Source organism: Dongia sp. (genome assembly GCF_041910485.1).
Taxonomy (GTDB): domain Bacteria; phylum Pseudomonadota; class Alphaproteobacteria; order Dongiales; family Dongiaceae; genus Dongia.
The window spans coordinates 91,526-114,093 of the sequence record NZ_JAYRQR010000026.1 but is presented as its reverse complement, the minus strand read 5'-3'; the positions used below and the strand labels follow the sequence as shown (position 1 = coordinate 114,093).

At 64.4% G+C, this 22,568-nt stretch carries 20 protein-coding genes; 13 read left to right on the top strand and 7 right to left on the bottom strand.

What is annotated here, in order from left to right; translation table 11 throughout:
• Positions 1-157 precede the first annotated feature (157 nt).
• Positions 158-1,348 carry an MFS transporter gene (locus tag ACE3PP_RS08005; protein ID WP_374380234.1) on the top strand — a complete coding sequence of 397 codons (1,191 nt, stop codon included), beginning with the start codon at positions 158-160 and terminating at the stop codon, positions 1,346-1,348.
• Here ACE3PP_RS08005 and ACE3PP_RS08000 read toward each other — a convergent pair.
• Positions 1,345-2,040, bottom strand: a complete 696-nt coding sequence (locus tag ACE3PP_RS08000) for a response regulator transcription factor (protein ID WP_374380231.1) — start codon at positions 2,038-2,040, stop codon at positions 1,345-1,347. The two genes, ACE3PP_RS08005 and ACE3PP_RS08000, sit on opposite strands and share 4 nt — an antisense overlap.
• A 222-nt stretch (positions 2,041-2,262) precedes the next feature.
• On the opposite strand from ACE3PP_RS08000, the gene ribA reads away from it, so the two are divergent.
• The 3 genes from ribA (at position 2,263) to ACE3PP_RS07985 (ending at position 5,729) form a co-directional block, all read left to right on the top strand.
• A complete protein-coding gene (gene ribA / locus ACE3PP_RS07995) occupies positions 2,263-3,441 on the top strand; it encodes a GTP cyclohydrolase II (protein WP_374380228.1) in 1,179 nt (392 codons plus the stop codon).
• A 126-nt stretch (positions 3,442-3,567) separates the two neighbouring features.
• Positions 3,568-4,773 carry a hypothetical protein gene (locus ACE3PP_RS07990; protein WP_374380225.1) on the top strand — a complete coding sequence of 402 codons (1,206 nt, stop codon included), beginning with the start codon at positions 3,568-3,570 and terminating at the stop codon, positions 4,771-4,773.
• Between the two features lie 119 nt (positions 4,774-4,892).
• A complete protein-coding gene (locus tag ACE3PP_RS07985) occupies positions 4,893-5,729 on the top strand; it encodes a class I SAM-dependent methyltransferase (protein ID WP_374380222.1) in 837 nt (278 codons plus the stop codon).
• A 7-nt stretch (positions 5,730-5,736) separates the two neighbouring features.
• On the opposite strand, the gene ACE3PP_RS07980 is transcribed toward ACE3PP_RS07985, so the two are convergent.
• Positions 5,737-6,660 carry a hypothetical protein gene (locus ACE3PP_RS07980; protein ID WP_374380219.1) on the bottom strand — a complete coding sequence of 308 codons (924 nt, stop codon included), beginning with the start codon at positions 6,658-6,660 and terminating at the stop codon, positions 5,737-5,739.
• 149 nt (positions 6,661-6,809) lie between these two features.
• Between ACE3PP_RS07980 and ACE3PP_RS07975 the strand changes: the two genes are divergently transcribed.
• Both ACE3PP_RS07975 and ACE3PP_RS07970 read left to right on the top strand, forming a co-directional pair.
• Positions 6,810-8,111, top strand: coding sequence for an ATP-binding protein (locus ACE3PP_RS07975; protein ID WP_374380216.1), 1,302 nt, complete (start codon positions 6,810-6,812; stop codon positions 8,109-8,111).
• Positions 8,112-8,133: 22 nt separating this feature from the next.
• Positions 8,134-8,925, top strand: coding sequence for an alpha/beta hydrolase family protein (locus ACE3PP_RS07970; RefSeq protein ID WP_374380213.1), 792 nt, complete (start codon positions 8,134-8,136; stop codon positions 8,923-8,925).
• 66 nt (positions 8,926-8,991) lie between these two features.
• Here ACE3PP_RS07970 and ACE3PP_RS07965 read toward each other — a convergent pair whose 3' ends face one another.
• On the bottom strand, positions 8,992-9,900 hold the full coding sequence (locus ACE3PP_RS07965) for a LysR substrate-binding domain-containing protein (RefSeq protein WP_374380210.1): 909 nt from the start codon (positions 9,898-9,900) through the stop codon (positions 8,992-8,994).
• Positions 9,901-9,998: 98 nt separating this feature from the next.
• On the opposite strand from ACE3PP_RS07965, the gene ACE3PP_RS07960 reads away from it, so the two are divergent.
• The 3 genes from ACE3PP_RS07960 to ACE3PP_RS07950 all read left to right on the top strand — a co-directional run bounded on the left by ACE3PP_RS07960 (position 9,999) and on the right by ACE3PP_RS07950 (position 13,008).
• On the top strand, positions 9,999-11,141 hold the full coding sequence (locus ACE3PP_RS07960; RefSeq protein ID WP_374380207.1) for a TauD/TfdA family dioxygenase: 1,143 nt from the start codon (positions 9,999-10,001) through the stop codon (positions 11,139-11,141).
• A 20-nt stretch (positions 11,142-11,161) separates the two neighbouring features.
• Complete coding sequence (locus ACE3PP_RS07955) at positions 11,162-11,743, top strand: HD domain-containing protein (RefSeq protein WP_374380204.1); 582 nt, start codon at positions 11,162-11,164, stop codon at positions 11,741-11,743.
• A gap of 242 nt (positions 11,744-11,985) precedes the next feature.
• Complete coding sequence (locus ACE3PP_RS07950; protein WP_374380201.1) at positions 11,986-13,008, top strand: PstS family phosphate ABC transporter substrate-binding protein; 1,023 nt, start codon at positions 11,986-11,988, stop codon at positions 13,006-13,008.
• A 67-nt stretch (positions 13,009-13,075) separates the two neighbouring features.
• Here ACE3PP_RS07950 and ACE3PP_RS07945 read toward each other — a convergent pair whose 3' ends face one another.
• On the bottom strand, positions 13,076-13,378 hold the full coding sequence (locus ACE3PP_RS07945; RefSeq protein WP_374380199.1) for a YciI family protein: 303 nt from the start codon (positions 13,376-13,378) through the stop codon (positions 13,076-13,078).
• 35 nt (positions 13,379-13,413) lie between these two features.
• Between ACE3PP_RS07945 and ACE3PP_RS07940 the strand changes: the two genes are divergently transcribed.
• Complete coding sequence (locus ACE3PP_RS07940) at positions 13,414-14,331, top strand: LysR family transcriptional regulator (protein WP_374380196.1); 918 nt, start codon at positions 13,414-13,416, stop codon at positions 14,329-14,331.
• 21 nt (positions 14,332-14,352) lie between these two features.
• On the opposite strand, the gene ACE3PP_RS07935 is transcribed toward ACE3PP_RS07940, so the two are convergent.
• The 3 genes from ACE3PP_RS07935 to fsa are packed head-to-tail and all read right to left on the bottom strand — an operon-like array spanning position 14,353 to position 16,719.
• The gene (locus ACE3PP_RS07935) at positions 14,353-15,321 is read right to left on the bottom strand and encodes a tyrosine recombinase XerC (RefSeq protein WP_374380193.1); all 969 of its coding nucleotides are present in this window, start codon (positions 15,319-15,321) and stop codon (positions 14,353-14,355) included.
• Positions 15,318-16,040 (bottom strand): DUF484 family protein, encoded by a 723-nt coding sequence (locus tag ACE3PP_RS07930; RefSeq protein ID WP_374380190.1) that lies wholly within the window; start codon positions 16,038-16,040, stop codon positions 15,318-15,320. The genes ACE3PP_RS07935 and ACE3PP_RS07930 overlap by 4 nt, the downstream gene beginning before the upstream one ends.
• A gap of 22 nt (positions 16,041-16,062) precedes the next feature.
• Positions 16,063-16,719, bottom strand: coding sequence for a fructose-6-phosphate aldolase (fsa, locus tag ACE3PP_RS07925; protein ID WP_374380187.1), 657 nt, complete (start codon positions 16,717-16,719; stop codon positions 16,063-16,065).
• Positions 16,720-16,865: 146 nt separating this feature from the next.
• Here fsa and ACE3PP_RS07920 point away from each other — a divergent pair, with 146 nt between their 5' ends.
• The 3 genes from ACE3PP_RS07920 to ACE3PP_RS07910 all read left to right on the top strand — a co-directional run bounded on the left by ACE3PP_RS07920 (position 16,866) and on the right by ACE3PP_RS07910 (position 22,568).
• The gene (locus ACE3PP_RS07920; protein WP_374380184.1) at positions 16,866-19,094 is read left to right on the top strand and encodes a primosomal protein N'; all 2,229 of its coding nucleotides are present in this window, start codon (positions 16,866-16,868) and stop codon (positions 19,092-19,094) included.
• A 129-nt stretch (positions 19,095-19,223) separates the two neighbouring features.
• Complete coding sequence (locus ACE3PP_RS07915) at positions 19,224-21,479, top strand: methyl-accepting chemotaxis protein (RefSeq protein ID WP_374380181.1); 2,256 nt, start codon at positions 19,224-19,226, stop codon at positions 21,477-21,479.
• Between the two features lie 129 nt (positions 21,480-21,608).
• A complete protein-coding gene (locus ACE3PP_RS07910; protein WP_374380178.1) occupies positions 21,609-22,568 on the top strand; it encodes a neutral zinc metallopeptidase in 960 nt (319 codons plus the stop codon).

Here is a 22,568-nt window from a genome sequence, read left to right as displayed (position 1 = left end):
ATCCTTTTTCGGCGTCCCTTTACTCCAAGTCCGCCATCCCACGCTGCCGGTCACCCCGCTATCCGGCACGGGGGAATGATGGCATTGTTTGTGTCACTTGCAAAGATGCGGTTAAGCTCTTGCGGAATCGTAAATTAGACCTACGGAGTTTGAGTAATTGACCAGATCTGGCGCGCAAACTGGCCCGGTCGACAGAACCTGCTGGCCAGTGGCCCTGCTGGGTGTAGGGATCAGTGCTTTCGGGGCCTTTCTGCAATTCAAATTGCCGCCGGTCCTGCCGGCGTTTCTCACCGCCTATCCGCACAGCCCGACGATTGCGGCCTGGTTCATGTCCGTCTTCGCGCTGGTGGGCCTCGTTGCCTCCGCACCGCTCGGGCGCCTCATCGAGCAATATGCGCTCTGGGTGGCGCTCGCCCTGGGACTGGTCATTGCCGCACTCGGCATCGCCTGCGGCCTTGCCGCGCCACAGTCCGGGCCGGTCATGCTGCTCGGCCGCGGTCTCGAAGGATTGACCTTCGCCATCTTCGCGGTGATCGGGCCGGTCATTGCCAATTCGGCGACCGCGCGGCGCGATCTCGGGCTTGTCACCGGGCTTATCGCCGCCTGGATTCCGATCGGCCAGCTGCTGGCCGGCGGGCTCGCGCTGGGTGGGGCCGATTGGCGGTCGTTATGGTTGACCAACCTGGCCTTGATCCTGCCGCTGGTCGCCGCGGCCTTTGCCTATCGCGCCTGGCTTGGGCGGGTGAAGCGGCCGGGGCCGGGTGTCGCGATGCAGAAGACGCATCCCGGTCTTCTCATCGGCGCCGGTCTCTTTCTGCTGTGGTCGTTGCAGTTCTTTGCCTTCATGACTTGGCTCACCAAATATCTGACCGGTGAACTGCATTTGAGCGACAAGGTGGCGATTCTCGCCTACCTCACGCCGGTCGTCGTCGTCATGACCTTCAACATCGCCACGGGCTATGCGCTGGCGCGCGGGCTGAAGCTGCTGCCGGCCTTGGTCATCGCGCTGGGGTCGCAGGGGATCGTGTGGCTGCTCGCACCCTTCGTGGGTGGTTGGGCGGGCATCGCCTTGCTCGTTCTCTTCGGCATCGGTGCCGGGGTGGCGCCGGCTTGCTTCTTCCACCTGCCGCATCGCCTCGCCGGCGTTGCGGCGGGGCCGAAGGCTTATGGCGTTCTGATGACGGGGCGCAATTCAGGCGTGTTCCTGGGGCCGATCCTGATGGCTTGGCTGTTTCAGGGGAGCCTCGGCTGGAACGGCGCCGCGCGCGTTCTCGCCATCATCTGCGCTCTTTCGGCGCTCCTCGCCCTCACCCTGGCGCCGCGCCTGAAGCACGCCCGTCCCGCTTAAGGCACCAGTTTATAGCCGCCCGCGTCGGTGATGAGGATCTGTGCCTTCGCGGGGTCCTTCTCGATCTTCTGGCGCAGGCGATAGACATGGGTCTCCAGCGTGTGCGTGGTGACGCCGGCATTATAGCCCCAGACTTCGCCCAGCAGCGTCTCGCGACCCACCGCGCGCTCGCCGGCGCGGTAGAGATATTTGAGGATCGCGGTTTCCTTTTCCGTCAGGCGGATCTTCTTCCCCGCCTTCTCGTCGACCAGCATCTTCACGTTGGGCTTGAAGACATAGGGGCCGATCGGGATGAGCGCGTCCTCGCTGTGCTCGTGCTGGCGGAGATGCGCTTTGAGGCGCGCGAGCAATTCGCCCAGGCGAAAGGGCTTGGCGATATAATCGTTGGCGCCCATGTCGAGGCCGCGGATCGTATCCGCCTCGCCCGACGAGGCAGTCACCATGATGATGGGCACATTGATCCCCGCCTTGCGCAGCGCCTCGCAGACCTGGCGGCCGTCGCCATCGGGCAGGCCGACATCGAGGAGGATCGCGTCCGGCTTTTCCTTCTGCGCCGTGGTGATGGCGGTGGCGGCCGTTCCCGCCTCGACGCAGGCGAACTCGCCGTCCATCGAAAGCTGCTCGGCAAGCGTCTTGCGCAGGGCTTCGTCATCGTCGACGAGGAGGATGCGGCGCTGGTGGACTTGGGGCATGGGTGCGGGAACTCCCTTTTCTCTTTTTGTGAGATATCACCGGCCCCTCTTCGTGGCAAGGCGGCAGGACCTGGGGCTATTCCTGAAAAGTTCCATATTCACGCGGACTTAGCGTCGGGACAGCCGTGCCTGCGGCGCATGGCGCCATCCGGGCGGTGGGCTTGACCGGATCAGCAAATCGTCCCCATATGCGCCTTAAGAGCGTGAACCCCCGGGATGAAGATGACCCCCATCGATCCGGCGGCCCTCGACCCCAGCGTCTGGACCGCCACCTGCCTAGCCCAAGTCGAACGCGCCGTCGCCGAATTGCGGCGGGGCGGCGTCGTGGCTTTGCTGGAAGGCGAGCAGGCGGCCCTGGTCCTCGCCGCCGAAACCGTTGAGCAGCCGGCCCTTGCCGCCTTGCAGACCGCCAGTACGTCCGGCCGCAAGGGCGAGCTGCGCCTGGTCCTCACCGCGGAGCGGGCGCAGGCCCTCATGAAGCGCGGCCTGGCACTCCCCGCCAACACACCGGCCGAGGAATATCGTCTTCTCTCGGTCAGCGGCGCGCTGGCGGCCGAAGCGGTGCGCCAGCTGGCCGACCCGACCGTCGCCGCCCTCGATGCCCAGGCGCTGGGTGTCGGTGCGGCGACCGACATCGCCCCCGCCATCGCGCAAGGGGCGATCGAACTGATGAAGGCGGCGCGCTTGCTGCCGGCCGCGATCCTCGTTCTGGTCCCGCGCGCGGGCCTCGACCATTGGGTCGATCCCGCCTTCCGCCTCGAGGCGCGCGACCTTGCGCATTGGCGCCGCAACGCGGCGGCCAATCTGCGCCGCGTCAGCTCGGCCCGCGTGCCGCTGGAAGGCGCCGAGGATGCCGAAATCATCGCCTTCCGCCCGCATGACGGCGGCAAGGAGCATCTCGCCATCATCATCGGCAAGCTGGATACCGGCCGCCCGGTGCTGACGCGCCTCCATTCCGAATGTTTTACCGGCGATCTCTTGGGCTCGCTCCGCTGCGATTGCGGCGAGCAGCTGCGCGGTGCCATTTCCGCCATCGCCAATTCCGCTCCGGATGGCACTGGCAGCGGCGTCCTCCTCTACCTCGCCCAGGAAGGGCGCGGCATCGGCCTCGTCAACAAGCTGCGCGCCTATCGCCTGCAGGATGCCGGGGCCGATACGCTGGATGCCAATCTGCAGCTGGGTTTTGGTGCCGACGAGCGCCTCTACCAGCCGGCGGCCGAAATGCTGCGCCAGCTCGGCATCGGCGCGGTGCGGCTCCTCACCAACAACCCGGAAAAAGTGACCGGGCTCGCCCAGTGCGGGATCAATGTGACCGAGCGGGTTCCGCATGTGTTCCCGTCGAACGATCATAACGAACGCTACCTCTCCACCAAGGCGATGCGTTTCGGCCATATGTTCTGATCCTGCCGCCCGCCGACCCCAATAGCTGGGATCGTCCAGCGCTGGCACGCCGCTTGCTCTTAACCTTCCCGGACGGTTGCGGATAAAGGTCCGCGACCCTGGCTTCAACCCGGGGATGACAGCAGCGTGACGGATTTTCCGACCATCGCATCGGCGCCATCACCCACCCTCCGCGGTGGGGCGCTCGCGCCGACCGCCGGCAGCGGCGGCATCCCGGGCAATGCGCTCCGCCCCGGCGCCATCGACCAGAGCCAGTTCCAGGAGATGCTGCAGGCCCAATATCGGGTGCAGCAGCAGGGAAAGCAGCTGCCCCTCAAAAGCCAGCCGGAGCGGGGCCTGAGCCTTGCCGATTATCGCAAGCTCGCCGGCACCGACAACGGCACGCCCTACCAGCCACCGGCGGCATCCCCGCCTGCTGCTGCCCCACCCAGCAATGCCCTGATGCCGGCCGATGGCATTCCCACCCTCAGCGCGGAACAATTTGCCGCCCTGACCGGCATGCCGCTCCCTGATGAGCCAAGTCCGCCGGCCGTCCCCCCGGCCGTTCCGGTCAATGCCGGGGGCATCCCGCTCACCACCGCGCCGGCCGAGGTCGATCCCGAGAAATCCGCCATACCGGCCGTTCCGGAAACGTCACCCGCGGCCCAGGTGGCTGAGACGCCGGCTGAAGTGCCGGTCGAAACCCCGGCCGAAGGTGCGGCGGCGGAAGCCGCCGACGGCGTGCCGGCAACGAGTGACGGCGAGGTCGCAGAACCCAAGGATGATGGCCGAACCGTCTGGCTCGACACGATCCCCGACCGCGAAGAGCAACGGCAGATCGCCGCTTCCGGCAAGACCTGGCGCATGAAGGAGACGCCCGGGGCGCGTGAGCTGTTCCTGGGCCCGGATGGCGAATTCGGCTGGGACGATTTCGTCGACATCATCAACCCGCTGCAGCACATTCCTGTCGTCGCCCAGATCTATCGCGCCGTGACCGGCGACGAGGCCTATGGCCTGTCGAACTTCATCGGCGCCATCCCGTTTGGTCCTCTTTCCATCGCCAGCGCTGTCGGCGACACGGTGATTCGCGCCCAGACCGGGCGCGATGCCGGTACCGATCTCGCCGCGCGCGTGCTGGGCGTCGACAACCGGACGCCCGAGGAAGCCAATCTCCACCTCGTGACCCAACCCGAAGCGGCGCATGCCGCCGACGACACGGCGTCGCTCTCAACCGGCGGCGATCAAACGCAGGTTGAGACGGCCCAAGTCCAGACGGCCCAGGTTCAGACGGCTCAAGTGCCCGAGGTTCCGACCGCCTGGACCCGCGAGGCGATGGGCATCGAGCGCGGCTAACCCGCCATCGTCGGGGATGCAGCGCCTGCGCGCCATCACGCGCCCACTTGCCATCACCCACATGACCGGTCATTTTCGCCGCCCGTGGAATCTCCGGCGAAACCGCAAGGCAGGCTTTGATGGCCAACCGCTTCTGGCGCCAGCTTCGGCTCGGCCTGCCGACCCTGTTGGGCCTCGCCCGGCGCGGCTTCTTCATTCCCTATCGCTATGCCTGTTCCGTGCGCCCGCTCGACGCTTACGCATCGGCTGCGCGCCTGTTCGGTGCCGCGCGTGCCGATTTCATCGCCGCCCTCGACGATCTTGCCACCTGGCGGGATGATCTCATGCGCATCGCCGCCGACGATGCGCCGCCGGCACCGCGCTGGAACCAGCATTGGTTTGCGCCGCTCGATGCCGCGATGCTCTACCGCTTCATGCGCCGCCATCAGCCGCGGCTGTTGATCGAAGTGGGCTCCGGCCATTCGACGCGCTTTGCCGCCCGCGCCATCGCCGACGGCAAGCTTGCGACGCGCCATGTGGCGATCGATCCGGCGCCGCGCGCCGACCTCGCCGGCTTGGCGGTCGACATGCAGCGCTGCCTGCTCGAAGACGCCGATCCGGCGCTCTTCGGTGCGCTGCAGCCGGGTGACATGCTCTTCATCGATTCAAGTCACATCCTGATGCCGGGGACCGATGTCGACCGGCTCTTCAACGAGATCCTGCCGGGACTGGCCGCCGGCGTCATCGTCCATGTGCACGACGTTTTTCTGCCCGATGATTACCCGGCCGACTGGGCTTGGCGCGGCTATAACGAACAGAATGCGCTGCTGCCCTTTCTTACCGGCGGCGCCTATCGGCCGCTCTTTGCCAGCCGCTATGCGCAGACGCGTCTCAAAGCGGAAACGGCAGCGTCGCTGGTGGCGACGCTGCCGTCTCATCAAAACCTCGCCACATCGCTGTGGCTGCAAAAGAACTGATGGCCGCTTACTGCAGCGGCTTCACCGCCACCTCGCGCAGCCAATAGCTGCCGCCGACATTGGTGACGAGGATACCGTCGAAATCGCCGGTCAAGCTGGTGTCGGCGGCACTGATCGCCGTCTGCCCGTCGAGGAGGACGGTCATCTTGCCGGAGCTGTCGCGCGTCATCACCAGTTCATGCGCCTTGCCGTCTTCCAGATTGACGGCGCCGTTATAGGCGCCGAGCGTCTGGGCACCGCTCGCCGTCACCTTCTGCAGCAGGAAGGCCTGATTGTTGCCGGGCTGATAGGCGACCCGGTACTGGTTCTGCGCCGAGGCACCCTGATAGAGCGCCAGCTGCAACCCGCCATAGCGGTCCTTCGACGTGAACTTGGTGCTGGCGGTGAAGAAGCCGGGCAGCTTCGCCTTGGTATAGATCGCGGCATATTGCGCATTGCTGTTCTGCTGCTGGCCCTGCTGGTTGAGGAGGTTGCCGAGCAGCGAATTCAGATTGCCGCCCTGGCGGATCTTGCTGACGAGACCCCGGTTGCTGCCCGATTTGTCGACCTGCCATTGGCCGGCCGTCACCTTCCAGGTGGGGTTGGTCGCAAACTCACCGTCACTGAAATTGTCCAGGAACGGTTGCGCCTGCGAAACGGCCGTCGCCGCCTCGAACTCGGCAATCGATTTCTTGAGATCGTCGAGGAAGTCGGGAGACCCGGCCTGGTCCTTCTCCGCCTGGGCGATCTTGGCTTTGAGGTCGGCGATCAGCTTCTGCGTTGCCTTGCCCTGCGTCGTCCCGGTCCAGGGCTGATAGGTGGGGGTGGTATTGTCGGCCAGGGCCGGCAGGCTCGCGGCCATGCCGACGGCGACCATGCCGATCGCGGCAAGGCTTGCGCCCAGCAGGCGGCTGCGGCGGGTCGCTCGCTTCAGCGGGGATGAAATATCCATGACAGGCTTTCCTCTCTTGGGCAGTTTTCTTTAGTCTTTCCGGTCGAGTCGCGGGTTTGGCGCGTTTGGCTCACCGGTTCTTTGTCATAATGGCGGGACGCCGGGTTCGATCCATAACAACGTGCCCATTATGGGATGAGAGGGCTTCGGTGCGGAAGGGCTTCGCGACACTTTTTCGTGATCTGGCTGTGGTCGTGGTCGCGATGGCGGCGTTGGTCGGCTTTACCGGCCGCACCGATTGGCCGCTTCTCGTGGTGCTTCTCGCTGCGGCCTTGAGCGCTCTGGCCTTCGTCCTTTTGCGTCACCAAGGGCCGCAGGAAGAAAAGCCGGGCTCGTCGGTTTTGTCCGATACGGACGAGGCGCCACTGTCTTTGGGCGCACCGCGCGCCCTCATCGACGCGCTGCCCGATCCGGTCCTGGTGCTCGATGCCCAGCGCCGCATCGCCCTTGCCAACCTCGCCGCGCGCGATCTGCTGGGGGCCGATATCGAAGGCAACTCGCTCCTCTCCGTGTTGCGCCAACCGGCGCTCCTCACCGCTCTCGATGCGCTGGCGCGGGGCGAACAGCCGGAACCGATGGAACTGCCGGAAATCGCCGGTCATTCGATGGTGGCGGAACTCTCGCTCATCGAAGCGGCGGGCGCCGAGATCGGGCGGACGCTCATCGTCTTCCACGATGTCTCCAACCTGCGCCGTGCGGAAAGCTTGCGCAGCGATTTCGTCGCCAATGTCAGCCACGAACTGAAGACGCCGCTCGCGACCCTCATCGGCTTCCTCGAAACGCTGAAAGGTCCGGCCCGCAATGACGAGCAGGCGCGTGCGCGCTTCATCGACATCATGCTGACCGAGGCCCAGCGCATGAGCCGCATCGTCGCCGATCTGCTGTCGCTCTCGCGCATCGAACTCAACGAACATCAATCGCCCGAAGGCAGCGCCGACATGAAGCGCTTGGTGGCGGCGGTCGTCGATGGTCTCGCCTTGAAGGCCGAGGCGCGCGGCATCGTCATCCGTTCACCCGATCCCACCCATCTGCCGCGCGTGCCGGGCGATGCCGACGAACTGACCCAGGTCGTCCAGAATCTCGTCGACAACGCGCTCAAATATTGCCGCGACCAGGCGGTGGTGACGGTCTCGGCCGAGATTATCACCGACCCCGCCTTGCTGCGTCTCCATCTGCCGCATCCCAAGAGCGTCCCGGCGGCACTTGCCCTCAGCGTCAATGACCAAGGCCCCGGTATCGCCCGCGAACATATCCCGCGATTGACCGAACGCTTCTACCGCGTCGACACGGCGCGGAGCCGCGACCTCGGCGGCACCGGGCTCGGCTTGGCGATCGTCAAGCACATCGTCAACCGCCATCGCGGCAAGCTCGAAATCCAGTCGGTCCTCGGCCAGGGCAGCACGTTCACCATCTATTTGCCGATGGACGCAGCGCCCGCCAAGGCTGCGTAGGGCATTCGTCGGCTACGAAAATATGAAACTCGAGAAATTCTTCATTCCCTCCGGCGAGGCGGGTGTGCGCTTGGAAGTCGTTGTGGCCAAGCCTCAACGCGATGGGCCGTGTCCGACGATCGTCTTCAATCACGGCTCTACTGGGCGCGGTCAGAATAGGTCTCTCTACCGACGGACCGTAAGCCCGGCTGTTGCGGCCAACTATTTTTCCGAGAAGGGCTGGATGGTTCTGTTTCCGCAACGCCGCGGGCGCGGAAAGTCAGGAGGTGCCTATGGCGAAGGCCTGTCCGCAGACGGTTCTGGCTATTCCTGCGATGTCGATATTGCGATTGCCGGTTTCGAGCGGGCTGTCGAGGATATGGACGCTGTGGTGCATCATCTGCGCGAACGGTCGGATGTGGATCAGAGCCGGCTTGCGATAGGCGGCGTGTCGCGCGGTGGTGTCCTGGCGATCGGCTATGCGGGCATGCGGCCGAATACGTTCCGGGGCGCCATCAATTTCAACGGCGGCTGGCTTGGGCGCGGGTGTTCCAGTCATGAAGTCGTCAACCCGCGCCTCTTTGAACGTGGCGCATCCGCGGGCATTCCGACCCTGTGGCTGCATGGCAGCTACGACCAATACTATCGCATCAGGCATTGCCGGAATAACTTCGACAGGTTCGTCGCGGCCGGCGGACGAGGAACGTTCATCGCCGCGCCGATGGGCCATGCCTTGTTGTTCAAGCCAGCGTTGTGGAAAGACCATGTCGATCGGTACTTGGGCGACATTGGCATGGACGCCGCTCATCTTTGCATCGACTCTCTCTCGCCCTGATCCTCTCCAAGCCGACAATGTCGGCATTCTTCCCAGGTAGGGGAGAGAGGCTCTGCCGAACCAAGCTCATCGAGCTTCCGCCACCATCCATTCCGCGATCTTGCGCAGCAGCTTTTCCTGCGCATGGTTCTTGCGCCAGGTGATGAAATAGCCGTGCTGCTCGCGCTTCAATCCGGGCAGCAATTGCACCAGCGTGCCGCTGGCCAGCAGCCCGTCGACGAGGCCGCGCCAGCCAAGACCGACACCTTCACTGGACAGGATCGCCTGCAGCACCAGCGGATAGGTGCTGTAGAGCATCTGCGGTTTGGGGATCGCCGCATTCACATGATGCCAGCGGAACCAGTCGCCCCAATCCAGCCAATCGGCATTGGAACTGTCGAGGTGGAGAAGATGCGCCTGCACGAAATCGGCCGGTGCCAGATCATGCCGCTTCAAATCCGGATGCGCCTCCAGATAGGCCGGCGTGCAGACGGGGAAGACTTCTTCCGCGAACAGATCGACCACCTGCCAGCCCGGCCAGTCGCCGGTGCCGAAGCGGATGGCGATATCGCATTCCGCCATGTCGAGTGCTGCATCCTCGTCGCTGGTCATCAGGCGGAAGGAGAGCAGCGGGTGCGCGGCGCGCAGGCGCGCGAAACGGGGCATCAGCCATTGCTGGGCGAAACCGAAATTGGCGGCGAGACGGACATTATGCTCACCCCCTTGCGCGCGGATGACGGAAGTCGCCTGGGCGATATGGTCGAGCCCCAGCGCCACGGCATGGCGATAGGCATTCCCGGCACTGGTCAGCGTCAGGCCGCGCCGGTTGCGGTGGAACAGGGCCGCCCCCAGATCCGCTTCCAGGATCTGCAGCTGCCGGCTGATCGCCGGCTGGCTCACGCCCAATTCACGGGCAGCCGCCGACATGCTGCCCAGCCTTGCGGCAGCTTCGAAGGGAATGAGGCACCCAATTGGGGGAAAACGTCGCTCAGCCATAATCTGTGTTTATATCATATCTAAGTTTATTACAGCTATTCAATAAGTTACCGCGACCGCAAAATGACACCATCCCTGATGGCAAGAGATGGAAGAAAATGGCCTCGGCTGAAATTATCGTGCTCGATCAACCGCATGCCGGGCTCCGCCTGCAGTGGTCGGACGGCTCTCACATCGACCTCCATCCGCTGTGGCTGCGCGAACGCTGCCGCGGCGAGGCCAGCGTCGATCAGCGCACCGGCCAGCGCTACTACAACCCCTCGGACCTCGATCCGGCCCTGGCCGTGACCGCTGTCGAACGCGTCGGGGGCGACCTTTTCGCCGTCACCTTCAGCGACGGTCTGGTCAGCCGGTTCTCGGCAGCCGACCTCATCGCCGAAGCCGGGCTTGCCCCCGGTGCCGATGGCCTGCCGCCGCTCGTCGCCTGGGATTCGAGCCTTTCGCCCTTCCCCGAGGCCAACTGGCAGAAGCAGCCGGACGCGGCGCTGAAGCGCGACATCGTGGACAAGTTCCTGCGCTACGGCTTCGTCATTCTGCATGGCGTTCCCAGCACCGATCAGGCGATCTTCAGCGTCGCCGAGACGTTCGGCTTCGTGCGCGACACCAATTTCGGCCGTCACTTCAACGTGCGCTCGATTCCCAATGCCAACGATCTCGCTTATTCCTCGCTGGCGCTCGATCCGCACACCGACAATCCCTATCGCGAGCCGGCGCCCGGCATTCAGCTGCTGCACTGCCTCACCAACCAGACCTCGGGCGGTCTCTCGACCCTGGTCGACGGCTATGCCTGTGTCGAGGCGCTGCGGCGCGAGGACCCGGCAGCCTATGACATCCTCAGCAAGGTGCAGTCGCGCTTCGTCTTCCGCGACATCGATGCCGAACATGTCGCCTGGGCGCCGCATGTGAAGCTTGATGAGAATGGCGTCTTCCAGGCCGTGCATTTCAGCCCGCGTCTCGACTTTTCGCCGCTGCTGCCGGTCGAGAAGCTGCAGGCGTTCTACGATGCGCGGCGCAAGCTCGACCGGTTGCTGAAGGCGGCGGAATTCGAAATCCGCTTCCGCCTCGACGATGGCGATCTCGTGATGTTCGACAATCGCCGCCTGCTGCATGGCCGCACCTCCTTCGATCCCGCCGAAGGGATCCGACACCTGCAGGGCTGCTATATCGACAGCGACGGACCGCGCAGCCTCTACCGGGTGCTGACGCGGGCAGACAACAGCCGCATCCTGGCGGCCGAATAAGGACAAGGGGAGAATTTGGAATGTCGAAGATCGTCAGTTTCCTGCAGATGAAGGACGGCACGCGCGAGGATTACATGCTGCTCGACCAGTCCGAACGCGATCACGCCAAGGGCCTGCCCGACCGGGTCATGGCGACGCTCGCGCGCCTCGATGAATCGCTTGAAGGCTACAAGGTCAGCCGTCTCGAACATTCGCTGCAAACGGCGACGCGGGCCGAGGCTGATGGGGCGGACCCGGAAATGGTGGTGGCGGCCCTCGTCCACGATATCGGCGATGAGTTGGCACCCTATAACCATGCCGAAATCGCGGCGGGTCTCCTGCGCCCCTATGTGCGGCCGGAAGTGACCTGGGTGATCGAGAAGCACGGCATCTTCCAGATGTACTATTACGCCCATCATCTGGGCGGCAACCGCAACGCCCGCGACGAATATCGCGGCCACGAATGGTACGATGTCTGTCACCGTTTCTGCGAAAGCTGGGACCAGACCTCGTTCGACCCGGCCTATACCACCAAGCCGCTCAGCTATTGGGAGCCCCTGGTGCGCGACATCTTCGGCCGCAAGGCGCACGATCCGCGCTATGTGAAGGCCCAGGCTGCTTAAAGGGCCAGGCTGCTTAAGGGGCCTTTGCGCCCGAACTCCAACAAATTGATGACATGAAAGAGTCACGGCAGGCCCACCTGCCGTGATTTTTCATTGAGTCACATTCGCCTAGGGCAAAAAGCTCAAGGAATCAGCGGCTTTCCCGAGGGGGTGTCACTTAATCGTCATAAATCGGAAAACCGGCTGTCATGGAAGCGACCTAATAACGGCGCTGCTTGGTTTCACCAAAAAAGGTTTCTGCCATGAAGCGCATCTCTCTTGCTCTCGCCGCGACCGGCATCGTCATCCTGACGGCCGGCGCCGCCGAGGCCCGCGACCAGCTCCACATCGTCGGTTCGTCGACGGTTTATCCCTTCTCGACCGCGGTCGCCGAGGAATTCGGCAAGAGCGGCAAGTTCAAGACGCCGATCGTCGAATCGACCGGCACCGGCGGCGGTATCAAATTGTTCTGCGCCGGCGTCGGCGAGGACACCCCGGACATCGCCAATGCCAGCCGCAAGATCAAAGACACCGAGATCGAGACCTGCAAGGCCAATGGCGTCACCTCGATCACCGAAGTGACCGTCGGCTATGACGGCATCGTCGTCGCCAACTCGAAGAGCCACGGCCGCTTCGAACTGACCGTGAAGGACCTCTGGAAGGCCCTCGCCAAGGAAGTTCCGGTCGACGGCAAGCTCGTCGCCAACCCCTACCAGACCTGGAAGGATGTCAACGACAGCCTCCCGGCCGAGAAGATCGAAGTCCTCGGTCCGCCGCCGACCTCCGGCACCCGCGACGCTTTCGTCGAACTCGTCATGGACAAGGGCTGCAAGGGCGTTCCCGAAATCGACGCGATCAAGGACGAAAAGGCCAAGAAGGGCGCTTGCGGCTCGATCCGTGAAGACGGTGCCTATATCGACGCCGGCGAGAACGACAATCTGATCGTCCAGAAGCTCGAAGCCAATCCGGCCGCTCTCGGCATCTTCGGCTACTCGTTCCTCGAGCAGAACGAAGACAAGCTGCAGGGCAGCGTCATGGACGGTGTCGAGCCCAGCTTCGACAACATCGTCTCCGGTCAGTATGAAGTTTCGCGCCTGCTGTACTTCTATGTGAAGAACCAGCACGAAGGCCAGGTTCCGGGCATCCGCGAATACATCGCCGAATTCACCAGCGACAAGGCTGCCGGTGAGGAAGGCTATCTCGCCGACAAGGGCATGATCCCGCTCCCCGCCGACATGCTGAAGAAAGTTCAGCAGAGCGCGGTGGCCCTCACCCCGATGATGTAATCGGGTCCCTCGACCAAAGCCTCGACTCTTGTAACCCCTCCCGCGAGCCATCGCGGGAGGGGTTCTCTTATGCGCGGGCGGCGATGGCGTCCGCACCGAATACGCGATGCCAGGCAAGAATCCGGTGGCTGCGGCGCAATCCGGTCGGCCAAAAAGGATCGGCACGCACAAGCTCCTCGACGATCTCGGGCAAGCTTGCTTCCACTAGCCACATGCCACCGGCGCCTGTACCGTCCCTTTCCCGCAATGGCCCGGCCATGATGATTGCGCCACGGTTCCTTTCGAGGAAGGCGAGGTGTGCTGCCATGAATTGTCGGCGGACCTCGTCGGTCTTTGCGGCATTGTCTTCGAACAAAACGGCGTAGAGCATCACTGTCTCCCGGCTAGATTTGGCTGAAGATCAGGATGGATCGGTCGGGTACCGACTGGCAGCAGGCAATGCTGCCGTGCCATACTGCAATTATGCAGGGGCCGGATTGGGATGATCTACGCTATCTACTAGCGTTGGCGCGGCGGGGGTCCTTCGCGGGTGCCGCCCGCGATCTGCGGCTAGACGCGACGACCGTTTCACGCCGCCTGCGCGCGCTGGAGCATGCATTGTCGGTCCGACTCTTCATACGTGGCGCGGATGGGGCGTTGGCACCAACTGCCGCTGGTACGCTCGCCATTCGGCGCGCTGAAGCGATAGAGGCGGAGATCGGCGGTCTGCGCGCAGCTGTAGAGGGGGTGGACACGCCCGTCCAAGGCTCCGTTCGTGTGACGACTGTACCAATCCTGGCCAACAGAATTCTCATCCCGGCCTTGCCCGACCTGATCGGTAAATATCCGACACTTAGGATCGAAATCGCGGCCGATTTCAGGGACTATAATCTCGTGCGCCGCGAAGCGGATATTGCCGTGCGCTTCGCGCGACCGGACGCAAGGCTTGGTAGTCGCATTCTGGCTCGCCGCATCGCGGTTCTTGACTACTCCCCGTATTGTGCCGCCGAGATGCGCGGCCAAGGCACGGCCATTCCCTGGCTTGGATATGATGACAATTTCAAAGACCTGCCGCAGGCTGAATGGCTACGGCATGCCAAAGGCCGAAAGTCGGCACTTTGCCTGAATGACGCGGAGAGCTTCATCCATGCAGCAGTGACCGGTCTCGGACGGATTCTGTTGCCACGTCGAATTGGTGATGCGGAACCACGCCTCAAGCGCCTTCGCGCTGATGAGCTGCCGCCCCTACCGACGCGCGAGGTCTGGCTGCTGACGCATAGAGACCTGCGGCCATTGCCACGAATCAGAGCGGTCGTCGACTGGCTCGGAGCGATATTCCGGTGATCAAATAGCGAACGCGAAGCCTCAACCCTTCGCGCGCGGGTGCGCTGCCTGATAGACCGAGAGAAGTTGCGCCGCGTCGATCTCGGTATAACGCTGCGTTGTCGACAGCGAGGCGTGGCCGAGCAGTTCCTGAATGGCGCGGAGATCGCCGCCACCGGCCAATAGATGCGTCGCGAAGGAGTGGCGCAGGGCATGCGGCGTCGCAGTCTCGGGTAGACCCAGTTGCAGGCGCATGCGCTGCATCGAGCGCTGGATGAGCCGCGGGTTGAGCTTGCCCCCCTTGGCCCCGACGAAGAGCGGGCCGTTGGCGGCAAGCGGCCAGGGGCATTGGGCGAGGTAATCGGCGACCGCCTCGGCCACCACGGGGAGGACCGGGACCAGCCGGGTCTTGCCGCCCTTGCCGGTGATGCGGAGCGAGGTACCGGCCTTGGGGGCGTCGGCGCGGGTGAGGCCCAGCGCCTCCGAGATGCGCAGGCCGCAGCCATAAAGGAGCATAAGGGCGGCCAGATCCCGGGCGGCGAGCCAGGGTTCGGTGGTCTCATATTCTACATTGTAGAATATGGCGTCGGCTTCGGCGGCGTTGAGCGGTTTGGGCACCGACCGGGGGAGGCGGGGCCCGCGCTGGGCGGCCAGCACCCCCATCTCGATCCGCCCCTCCCGCGTCAGGCGCCGGGCGAGACTCTTCAGGGCCGAGAGGGCGCGGGCGTTGCTCGCTGCAATGAGTCCCCGATCCTTGCGCTGGGCAAGCCAGGCGCGGATGTCGGTGCGGGTGAGGGCACCGAGGCGCCCCACATCGGGGGCATCGCCGTCATAGAAGCTCAGGAACCGCAGAAAGTCGCCGACATCGCGTTGATAGGCCTCGACCGTGAGGGCCGCGGCGCGGCGTTCGCGGGAAAGATAAGAGAGCCAATCCTTGAGGGCGGCGACCAGATCGGCCTTGGCAAAGAGCAGCGGGTTGGCATCGACCTTGACCGCTGCCGCGTCGGTCATGGTTTTGGAAGATCCAGCCATGAGCGGATGCCGAACTCGATGATGCGGCCGAGGAAGCTCATCAACTCGGTGCCTTGGCCGGCATGGAAATAGCCGGGATGGCGCGTGCCGAAGGCGATGACGCCGGCCGGCGCCACCTTGCTGATGGAGAGCCTGAGCAGCGCGTCGGAGCGGACGAGATCGGCAGCGCCGCCATAGATTTCGGGATCGCCCTCAACCTCGTCGCGCAGCCACACCTTGCGGCTCTTGCCCATGACGCGGTCGACGGCGCCGCGATCGAGGAACTGGATGCCGTCATGCTTGGGCCGGCGCGAGGTGACGTCGGTGAGTTCGAGGCAGAGGCACACCACATCGACTTCGAGCAGGAAGGCCAAGTCCCCGGTCACGATCTCGATGAACTGCTCGAAGCTCTCGGCCTCGAGCAGTGCCAGCACCGCATTGTGGATGCGCTCGGTCGTGTTGAGATTGTCGCGGCTGTTGGCGATGATCTCGTCCTGATCGGCGCGCAGCCGCGCCACATCGGTCTTCAAACGCTCCATCATGAATTGCTGCAGATCGACGACGCCTTCGCCCTTGTGCCGCTTGGGGCTGAGCTGCGTGTCGAGCAATTCGGGATGGCGGGCGAGGAAATCGGGATTGCGCTTCAGATAGGCAGTGACCTGCGCCGCCGTCACACTCGCGGCGGGTTTGGCTTTGACCTCTTCCACGGGATCCGACATCCGCGCCCTTTGCCGACTTGGGTTAGAGTACTGACTGGCCGGTCTTGGCCCAATCGGCGAGGAACGCCGCGAGGCCCTTGTCGGTCAGCGGGTGGTTGAACATCTGCTTCAAGACCGCCGGCGGCAACGTCGCCACATCGGCGCCCATCTTGGCGGCGGCGACCACATGCACCGGATGGCGCACGGAGGCGACCAGCACCTCGGTCTTCAGATTGGGATAGGCGGAATAGATGGCGATGATGTCGCTGATGAGTTCCATCCCGTCCTGGCCGATATCGTCGAGGCGACCGACGAAGGGCGAGATGAAGGTGGCGCCGGCCTTGGCCGCGAGCAGCGCCTGCGCCGCCGAAAAGCAGAGCGTCACATTGACCTGGATGCCATCGCTGGTGAGCGCCTTGCAGGTCTTCAAGCCGTCGACCGTCAAGGGCACCTTGATGCAGACATTCTTGGCGAGCTTCGAGAGCTTTTCAGCCTCGCGCATCATGGTGGCGTGATCGGTCGCCGTCACTTCGGCGCTGACCGGGCCGGGGACGATGGCGCAGATTTCCTTGATCACGTCGAGGAACGGCCGGCCCGACTTGGCGATGAGAGACGGATTCGTTGTTACACCATCAAGCAAACCGGTGGCGGCAAGCTCCTGGATTTCCTTGACGTCTGCGGTATCTACGAAAAACTTCATGGGTCCTGTCCCTGCTAACGAAGCGCGGCCTTTATCGGCGCGGCGCCACGCACTAGGCTATAAGCGAGAGAGAAGCAAGAGCCTCGTCACCCCCTCGACGAATCACCCAACCGACGTGCCCCCGAGTCTAGCCCCCGAGCATCGCCATGCCAACCGAAAGTGATCAAGCCGGGGAGCTCTGGGTACGGCCTGTGACAGAAGAGTCACGGGTGGTGGGCGTCCTCCTCCCGCTCGCCCTGTTTCAACCCTATGACTATCTGGTGCCGCCCGGGTTACAGCTGGCGCGCGGCGACATCGTGCGCGTGCCGCTGGCGCGCCGATCGGTCATAGGAATCGTCTGGGGTGAAGGCCAAGGCGACGTTGCTGCCGAGAAGCTCAAGGAGGTGACGGCGCGCCTCGACCTGCCGCCCTTGCCGGAGATCACCTGCGCCTTCGTCGATTGGGTCGCACAATATACGATGGCGCCCTTGGGTGCCGTGCTGCGCATGGCGGTGAGTGTCCCCGACGCGCTGGAAGCTGAACGCAGTCAGAAGGCGTGGACGCTTGGCGAGACGCAGATTGAGGCGCAGATTGAGGCGCGGGGCGCCAAGCTGACGGCCGCACGCCAACGCGTCATCGACGTGATGAAGGAATCGCCACCGCTGCCGCCCACGGAACTGGCGCGTCTGGCCGCGGTGAGCAGCGGCGTCGTCACCGAGATGGGCAAGCTGGGCTTGCTCAAATCCGTGCCGCTCGCCCTGAAGCGGCCCTTCGGATCGCCCGATGCCGATGCTGCCGGGCCAACGCTTTCCGACGCACAAGCAGCCGCCGCGCAATCCTTGCGCGATCTGGCGCCCGGCGTCACCTTGATCGACGGCGTCACCGGGTCGGGCAAGACGGAAGTCTATTTCGAAGCGATCGCATCGGCCTTGCGCGCCGGCAAGCAGGCCCTGGTCCTGGTGCCGGAAATCGCGCTGACGCCGCAATGGCTGAAGCGATTCGAAGCGCGCTTCGGGGCGCTTCCCGCGCAATGGCATTCGGAACTGACGGGGCTGGAGCGGCGCCTCACCTGGCGCGGTGTGCTCGACGGATCGGCCAAGGTGGTGGTCGGCGCGCGCTCGGCCTTGTTCCTGCCCTATCGCGATCTCGGCCTCATCATCGTCGATGAGGAACATGAATCGAGCTTCAAGCAGGAAGACGGCGTCATCTACCAGGCGCGCGACATGGCGGTGGTGCGCGGGCATCTGGCGAAGATCCCGGTGATGCTGGCTTCGGCGACGCCATCGCTGGAGACGATGGTCAATGTCGAGACGGGCCGCTATCGCCAGGTCCATCTGCCGGATCGGCATGGCGGCGCGACGCTCCCTGCCATCGACACCATTGATCTTCGTGTTGACAAGCCGGCGCGCCAATCCTGGATCGCGCCGCGTTTGAAGGCCGAGATTGAGCGCGTATTAGAGGCCGGCGATCAGGCGCTGCTGTTCCTCAACCGGCGCGGCTATGCGCCGCTCACCTTGTGCCGCACCTGCGGCCACCGGCTGCAATGCCCGCGCTGCACGGCGTGGCTGGTCGAGCATCGCTTTCATCAGAAACTGATGTGCCATCATTGCGGCTTCGATTCGCCGATGCCGCCAGCCTGTCCCGCCTGCCAATCGGAGGGAAGCTTTGCGGCCTGCGGTCCGGGTGTCGAACGGCTGGCGGAAGAAGCAGCGGCTTTGTTCCCCGATGCGCGGCGCCTGGTGCTGACCAGCGACACGGTGACGGGCCCGGCCAAGGCGGAAGCCTTGATGCACATGGTGACGGAGCGCGAGGTCGATCTGGTCATCGGCACGCAGATCATCGCCAAGGGTCACAACTTCCCGCACCTCACTTTGGTCGGCGTGGTCGATGCCGATCTCGGTCTGCATGGTGGCGATTTGCGCGCGGCGGAGCGGACCTATCAATTGATGAGCCAGGTGGCGGGGCGCGCCGGGCGCGGCGAAAAGCCGGGCCGCGTTTTCCTGCAGACCTACGATCCCGACCGCGCCGTGATGCAGGCGTTGAAATCGGGCGATCGCGAGGCTTTCATGCAGGCGGAAGCCGATGACCGGCGCCAGGCCGGCATGCCGCCCTTCGGCAGACTCGCGGCCCTCATTCTCTCAGGCCAGGATCAGGCTGCGGTCAATGGGAAGGCGCAGGAGTTGGCACGCAGTGCCCCGCATCGCGAGGGCGTCCAGGTGCTGGGGCCCGCCCCGGCACCGCTTGCTCTCTTGCGCGGCCGACACCGCGTCAGGTTCCTCCTCAAGACGCGGCGCGACATCGCCCCGCAAGGTGTCCTGAAGGCATGGCTGAAGGGCCAGAAATTTCCAGGCGATTTGCGCCTGCAGATCGATATCGATCCTTACAGCTTCATGTGACTCGCAGCCGCGTCAACACCGGATGCGGGAATTTCACATTTCCGTCACCAGCGTTGTTAAGACGTTGTTAAGCGCATGAGTTCGATAAATCCCGCCATAAGCTCTGCTATCGATCTGGGGGGATTGATCATGCCGACCATCGGTATTCGCGGTCGTATCGCCATTGCCGGCGCGCTGTTGTCCGGCATTGCCGTCGCAAGTGTCGCTGCCGTGCTTTCCTGGCAGGCCAGCAACAATCTGGAAGACCAAGCGCGTCTGGTCATGACCAATCTCGGCCGCTCGACGGCGGGCGAGGTCGAACGCCAGATCGGCCGCGCCATGTCGACGGCGCGGACCTTCGGCGCCACGGTTCTGGGTTGGCGGCAGGACAATATCGCCGACCGCGCGCGCTACAATTCGCTGCTGGCGGCGACACTGGCGCCGGAAAAGACCTGGTTCGGTGCCTGGGGCACGTTCGAGCCCAATGCCTTTGACGGCAAGGATGCCGATTTCGCCGGCAAGGACGATCAGCCGACGGCGGTCAAAAGCAATGGCCGCTATGTGCCCTATGCCTATCGCGGCGAAGGCGACAGTGTCGTCCTCGACAAATCCTATGATTTCGACAATTCCACGAACTCGCTGGAATATTACGAAACGCCGATGAAGACGGGGATGACGCATGTCACCGATCCGGCGGGCTGGGATTTCGGCGGCGGCAGCGTCGTCTGGCTGGTCTCGATCTGCGTGCCGCTCAAGGATGCGACCGGCGCGGCGCTCGGCGTCACCGGCATCGATTTCCGCTTGAACGAACTCATCGACCAGATCGCCGCGCAGCGCCCCTGGGGCGAGGGCCGCGCGGCGCTCATCGACAATGCGGGCAATTGGGCGGCGCACCCGGCGGGCATGGCCTTTGTCGGTGCCGCCGCGGACGATGCCTTCTACAAAGCCAATGCCGACAAGATTCGCGCGGGCGAGATCGTCGTCGGCGCCGATGCCAGCAATCTGCTGTCCGGCGATGCGCTGGCGGAAGAAGCGAAGGCGGCCCTCGAGAAGGTGCAGAAGGAAGCCCACGATTCCGCCATTGCCGCCGGCAAGACCGAAGATGAGGCGAAGTCGGCGGCACTCACCACCAAGCTCAAAGAAGCCGGCGACGGATTTGGTGTCACCGCCACCGACAGTTTCTCGGTGCTGGTGCCGCTCAATCTTGAAGATTCGCCCGATCGCTGGAGCATCAAGGTCAGCGTGCCGAAATCCCTGGTGCTTGCCAAGGTCGACGAGATGCGCAATTGGGCGCTTGTCATCGGCGCCATCGCCATCCTGCTTTGCGTGATCTTCGCCTGGTTCGTCGGCCGCTCGATCGCAAAGCCCGTCACCGCCATGACCGGGACCATGCAGCAGATCGCCGCCGGGCATCTCGATGTTGCCATCCCGGCGCTGGGCCGCAAGGATGAGATCGGGCAGATGGCCGAGACGGTCGAGACCTTCCGACAGAATGCGCTGCAGAACAGGGAGCTGGTGGCGGGCCAGGAAGCGATGAAAGCCCGGGCCGAAGAGGAACAGAAGCAGGGGCGCCTGCGCCTCGCCGATTCCTTCGAAGGCCAGGTTTCGGAAGCGATCGGGTCGATGGCCGCCACCTCGCGCGAGATGGACAGTTCCGCCCAGCAGATGTCGCAAGCGAGCCACGAGAATGTCGGTCGCAGCCAGAATGTGAGCACGACGGCGGCGCAGGTCTCGGACAATGTGTCGTCGGTCGCGGCGGCGGTCGAGCAGCTGGCGGCCTCGATCCGCGAGATCAGCCAGCAGGCCAACAATTCGAGCAGCATCGCGGCCCAGGCCGCCGACAAGGCACACAGCACGGTGACATTGGTCAACGCGCTGGTGGCGGCGTCCGAACAGATCGGCTCGGTCGTGACCCTCATCAACGACATTGCCGGGCAGACCAACCTGCTGGCGCTCAACGCCACGATCGAGGCGGCGCGCGCGGGCGAGGCGGGCAAGGGCTTTGCCGTGGTGGCGTCCGAGGTGAAGAACCTCGCCAGCCAGACGGCGAAGGCGACCGAGGAAATCTCGGCGCAGATCGCCTCGATCCAGCAATCGACCGGTGCGGCGGCGGGCGAGATTGCCGAGGTCGCCAAGACCATCGAGCAGATCAGCCAGGTCAACAGCACCATTGCCGCGGCGGTCACCGAACAGGATGCGGCGACGACGGAAATTTCGCGCGCGGTCTCGGAAGCGGCGACCGGCACAGCGGAACTGCAGCAGCAGATCGGCCTGGTGTCGGAATCGGCGCAGAATTCCGGCGAGGCCGCCGGCACCATGGTGCAGGCGGTGGGGCAGCTGCAGAGCCGCTTCCAGGATCTCGAACACCGCATCGACGGCTTCCTGAGCAACGTGCGCGCCGGCTGATCCCGGTCCGTATTTCCGGCCCACTCTTTCGGAACCGGTTGCCCCGTGCCGTCGTTATGGCGCGGGGCATTACCGTTTCCCGGGCTGCCGTGATAATCTCCGGCCCGTGATTGGACAGGAGAATCCTTGATGCAATGGCGCGGCGGGCGCAGGAGTTCGAACGTTTCCGACCAGCGCGGCAGTGGCGGCTTAGGGCCCCTGGGCGGCGGTGGATTCGGCGGAATGGGTGGTGGTGGCTTCGGGCGGGGACCGCGCATCGGTGGCCTGGGCCTGGTGGCGCTCATCGCCTTCTTCGTCATCGCGAATCTGATGGGCGTCGATCCGACGGCGATTCTCAACGGCAGCCTGCCGATGGATACAAGCCGCAGCGACACGGAAGTGGCGGGCGACGTTCTCGCCGGCCGTGAGGGCAGCAGCGGGACCGGTGACGCGACGACCGAGGCGGAGCTCAAGGATTTCGTCTCGGTCATCCTCGCCAGCACCGAGGATGTGTGGGGGGAAATCTTCCGGCAGAATGGCGGCAGCTATCGCCAGCCGGTGCTGGTGCTCTTTTCCGGCGCCACGCAATCGGCCTGCGGCTATGCCAGTGCGGCAATGGGACCGTTCTATTGCCCGCCGGACCAGCAGGTCTATATCGACCTCGATTTCTATCGCGACCTGCGCAGCCGCTTCGCGGCACCGGGCGATTTCGCCCAAGCCTATGTCATCGCGCATGAGGTCGGGCACCATGTGCAGAATCTGCTCGGCATCGAGGCCCAGGTCGCGAAGGCCCGCGCGCGCATGAACGAGACCGATGCCAACGCCCTTTCGGTCCGCGTCGAATTGCAGGCCGATTGCTTCGCCGGCATCTGGGCGCACCAGATCGAAATCGACGACCAGAATCTGAAACTCGAACCCGGCGACATCGAGGAGGGGCTCAATGCCGCCTCCGCCATCGGCGACGATACGCTGCAAAAGCAAGCGACCGGCCATGTCGTCCCCGACAGCTTCACCCACGGCAGCTCCGCCCAGCGCGTGCGCTGGTTTGAGCGCGGCCTGGAGAGCGGCCAACTCGACGCTTGCGACACGTTCAAGGCGGGGAGTTTGTAG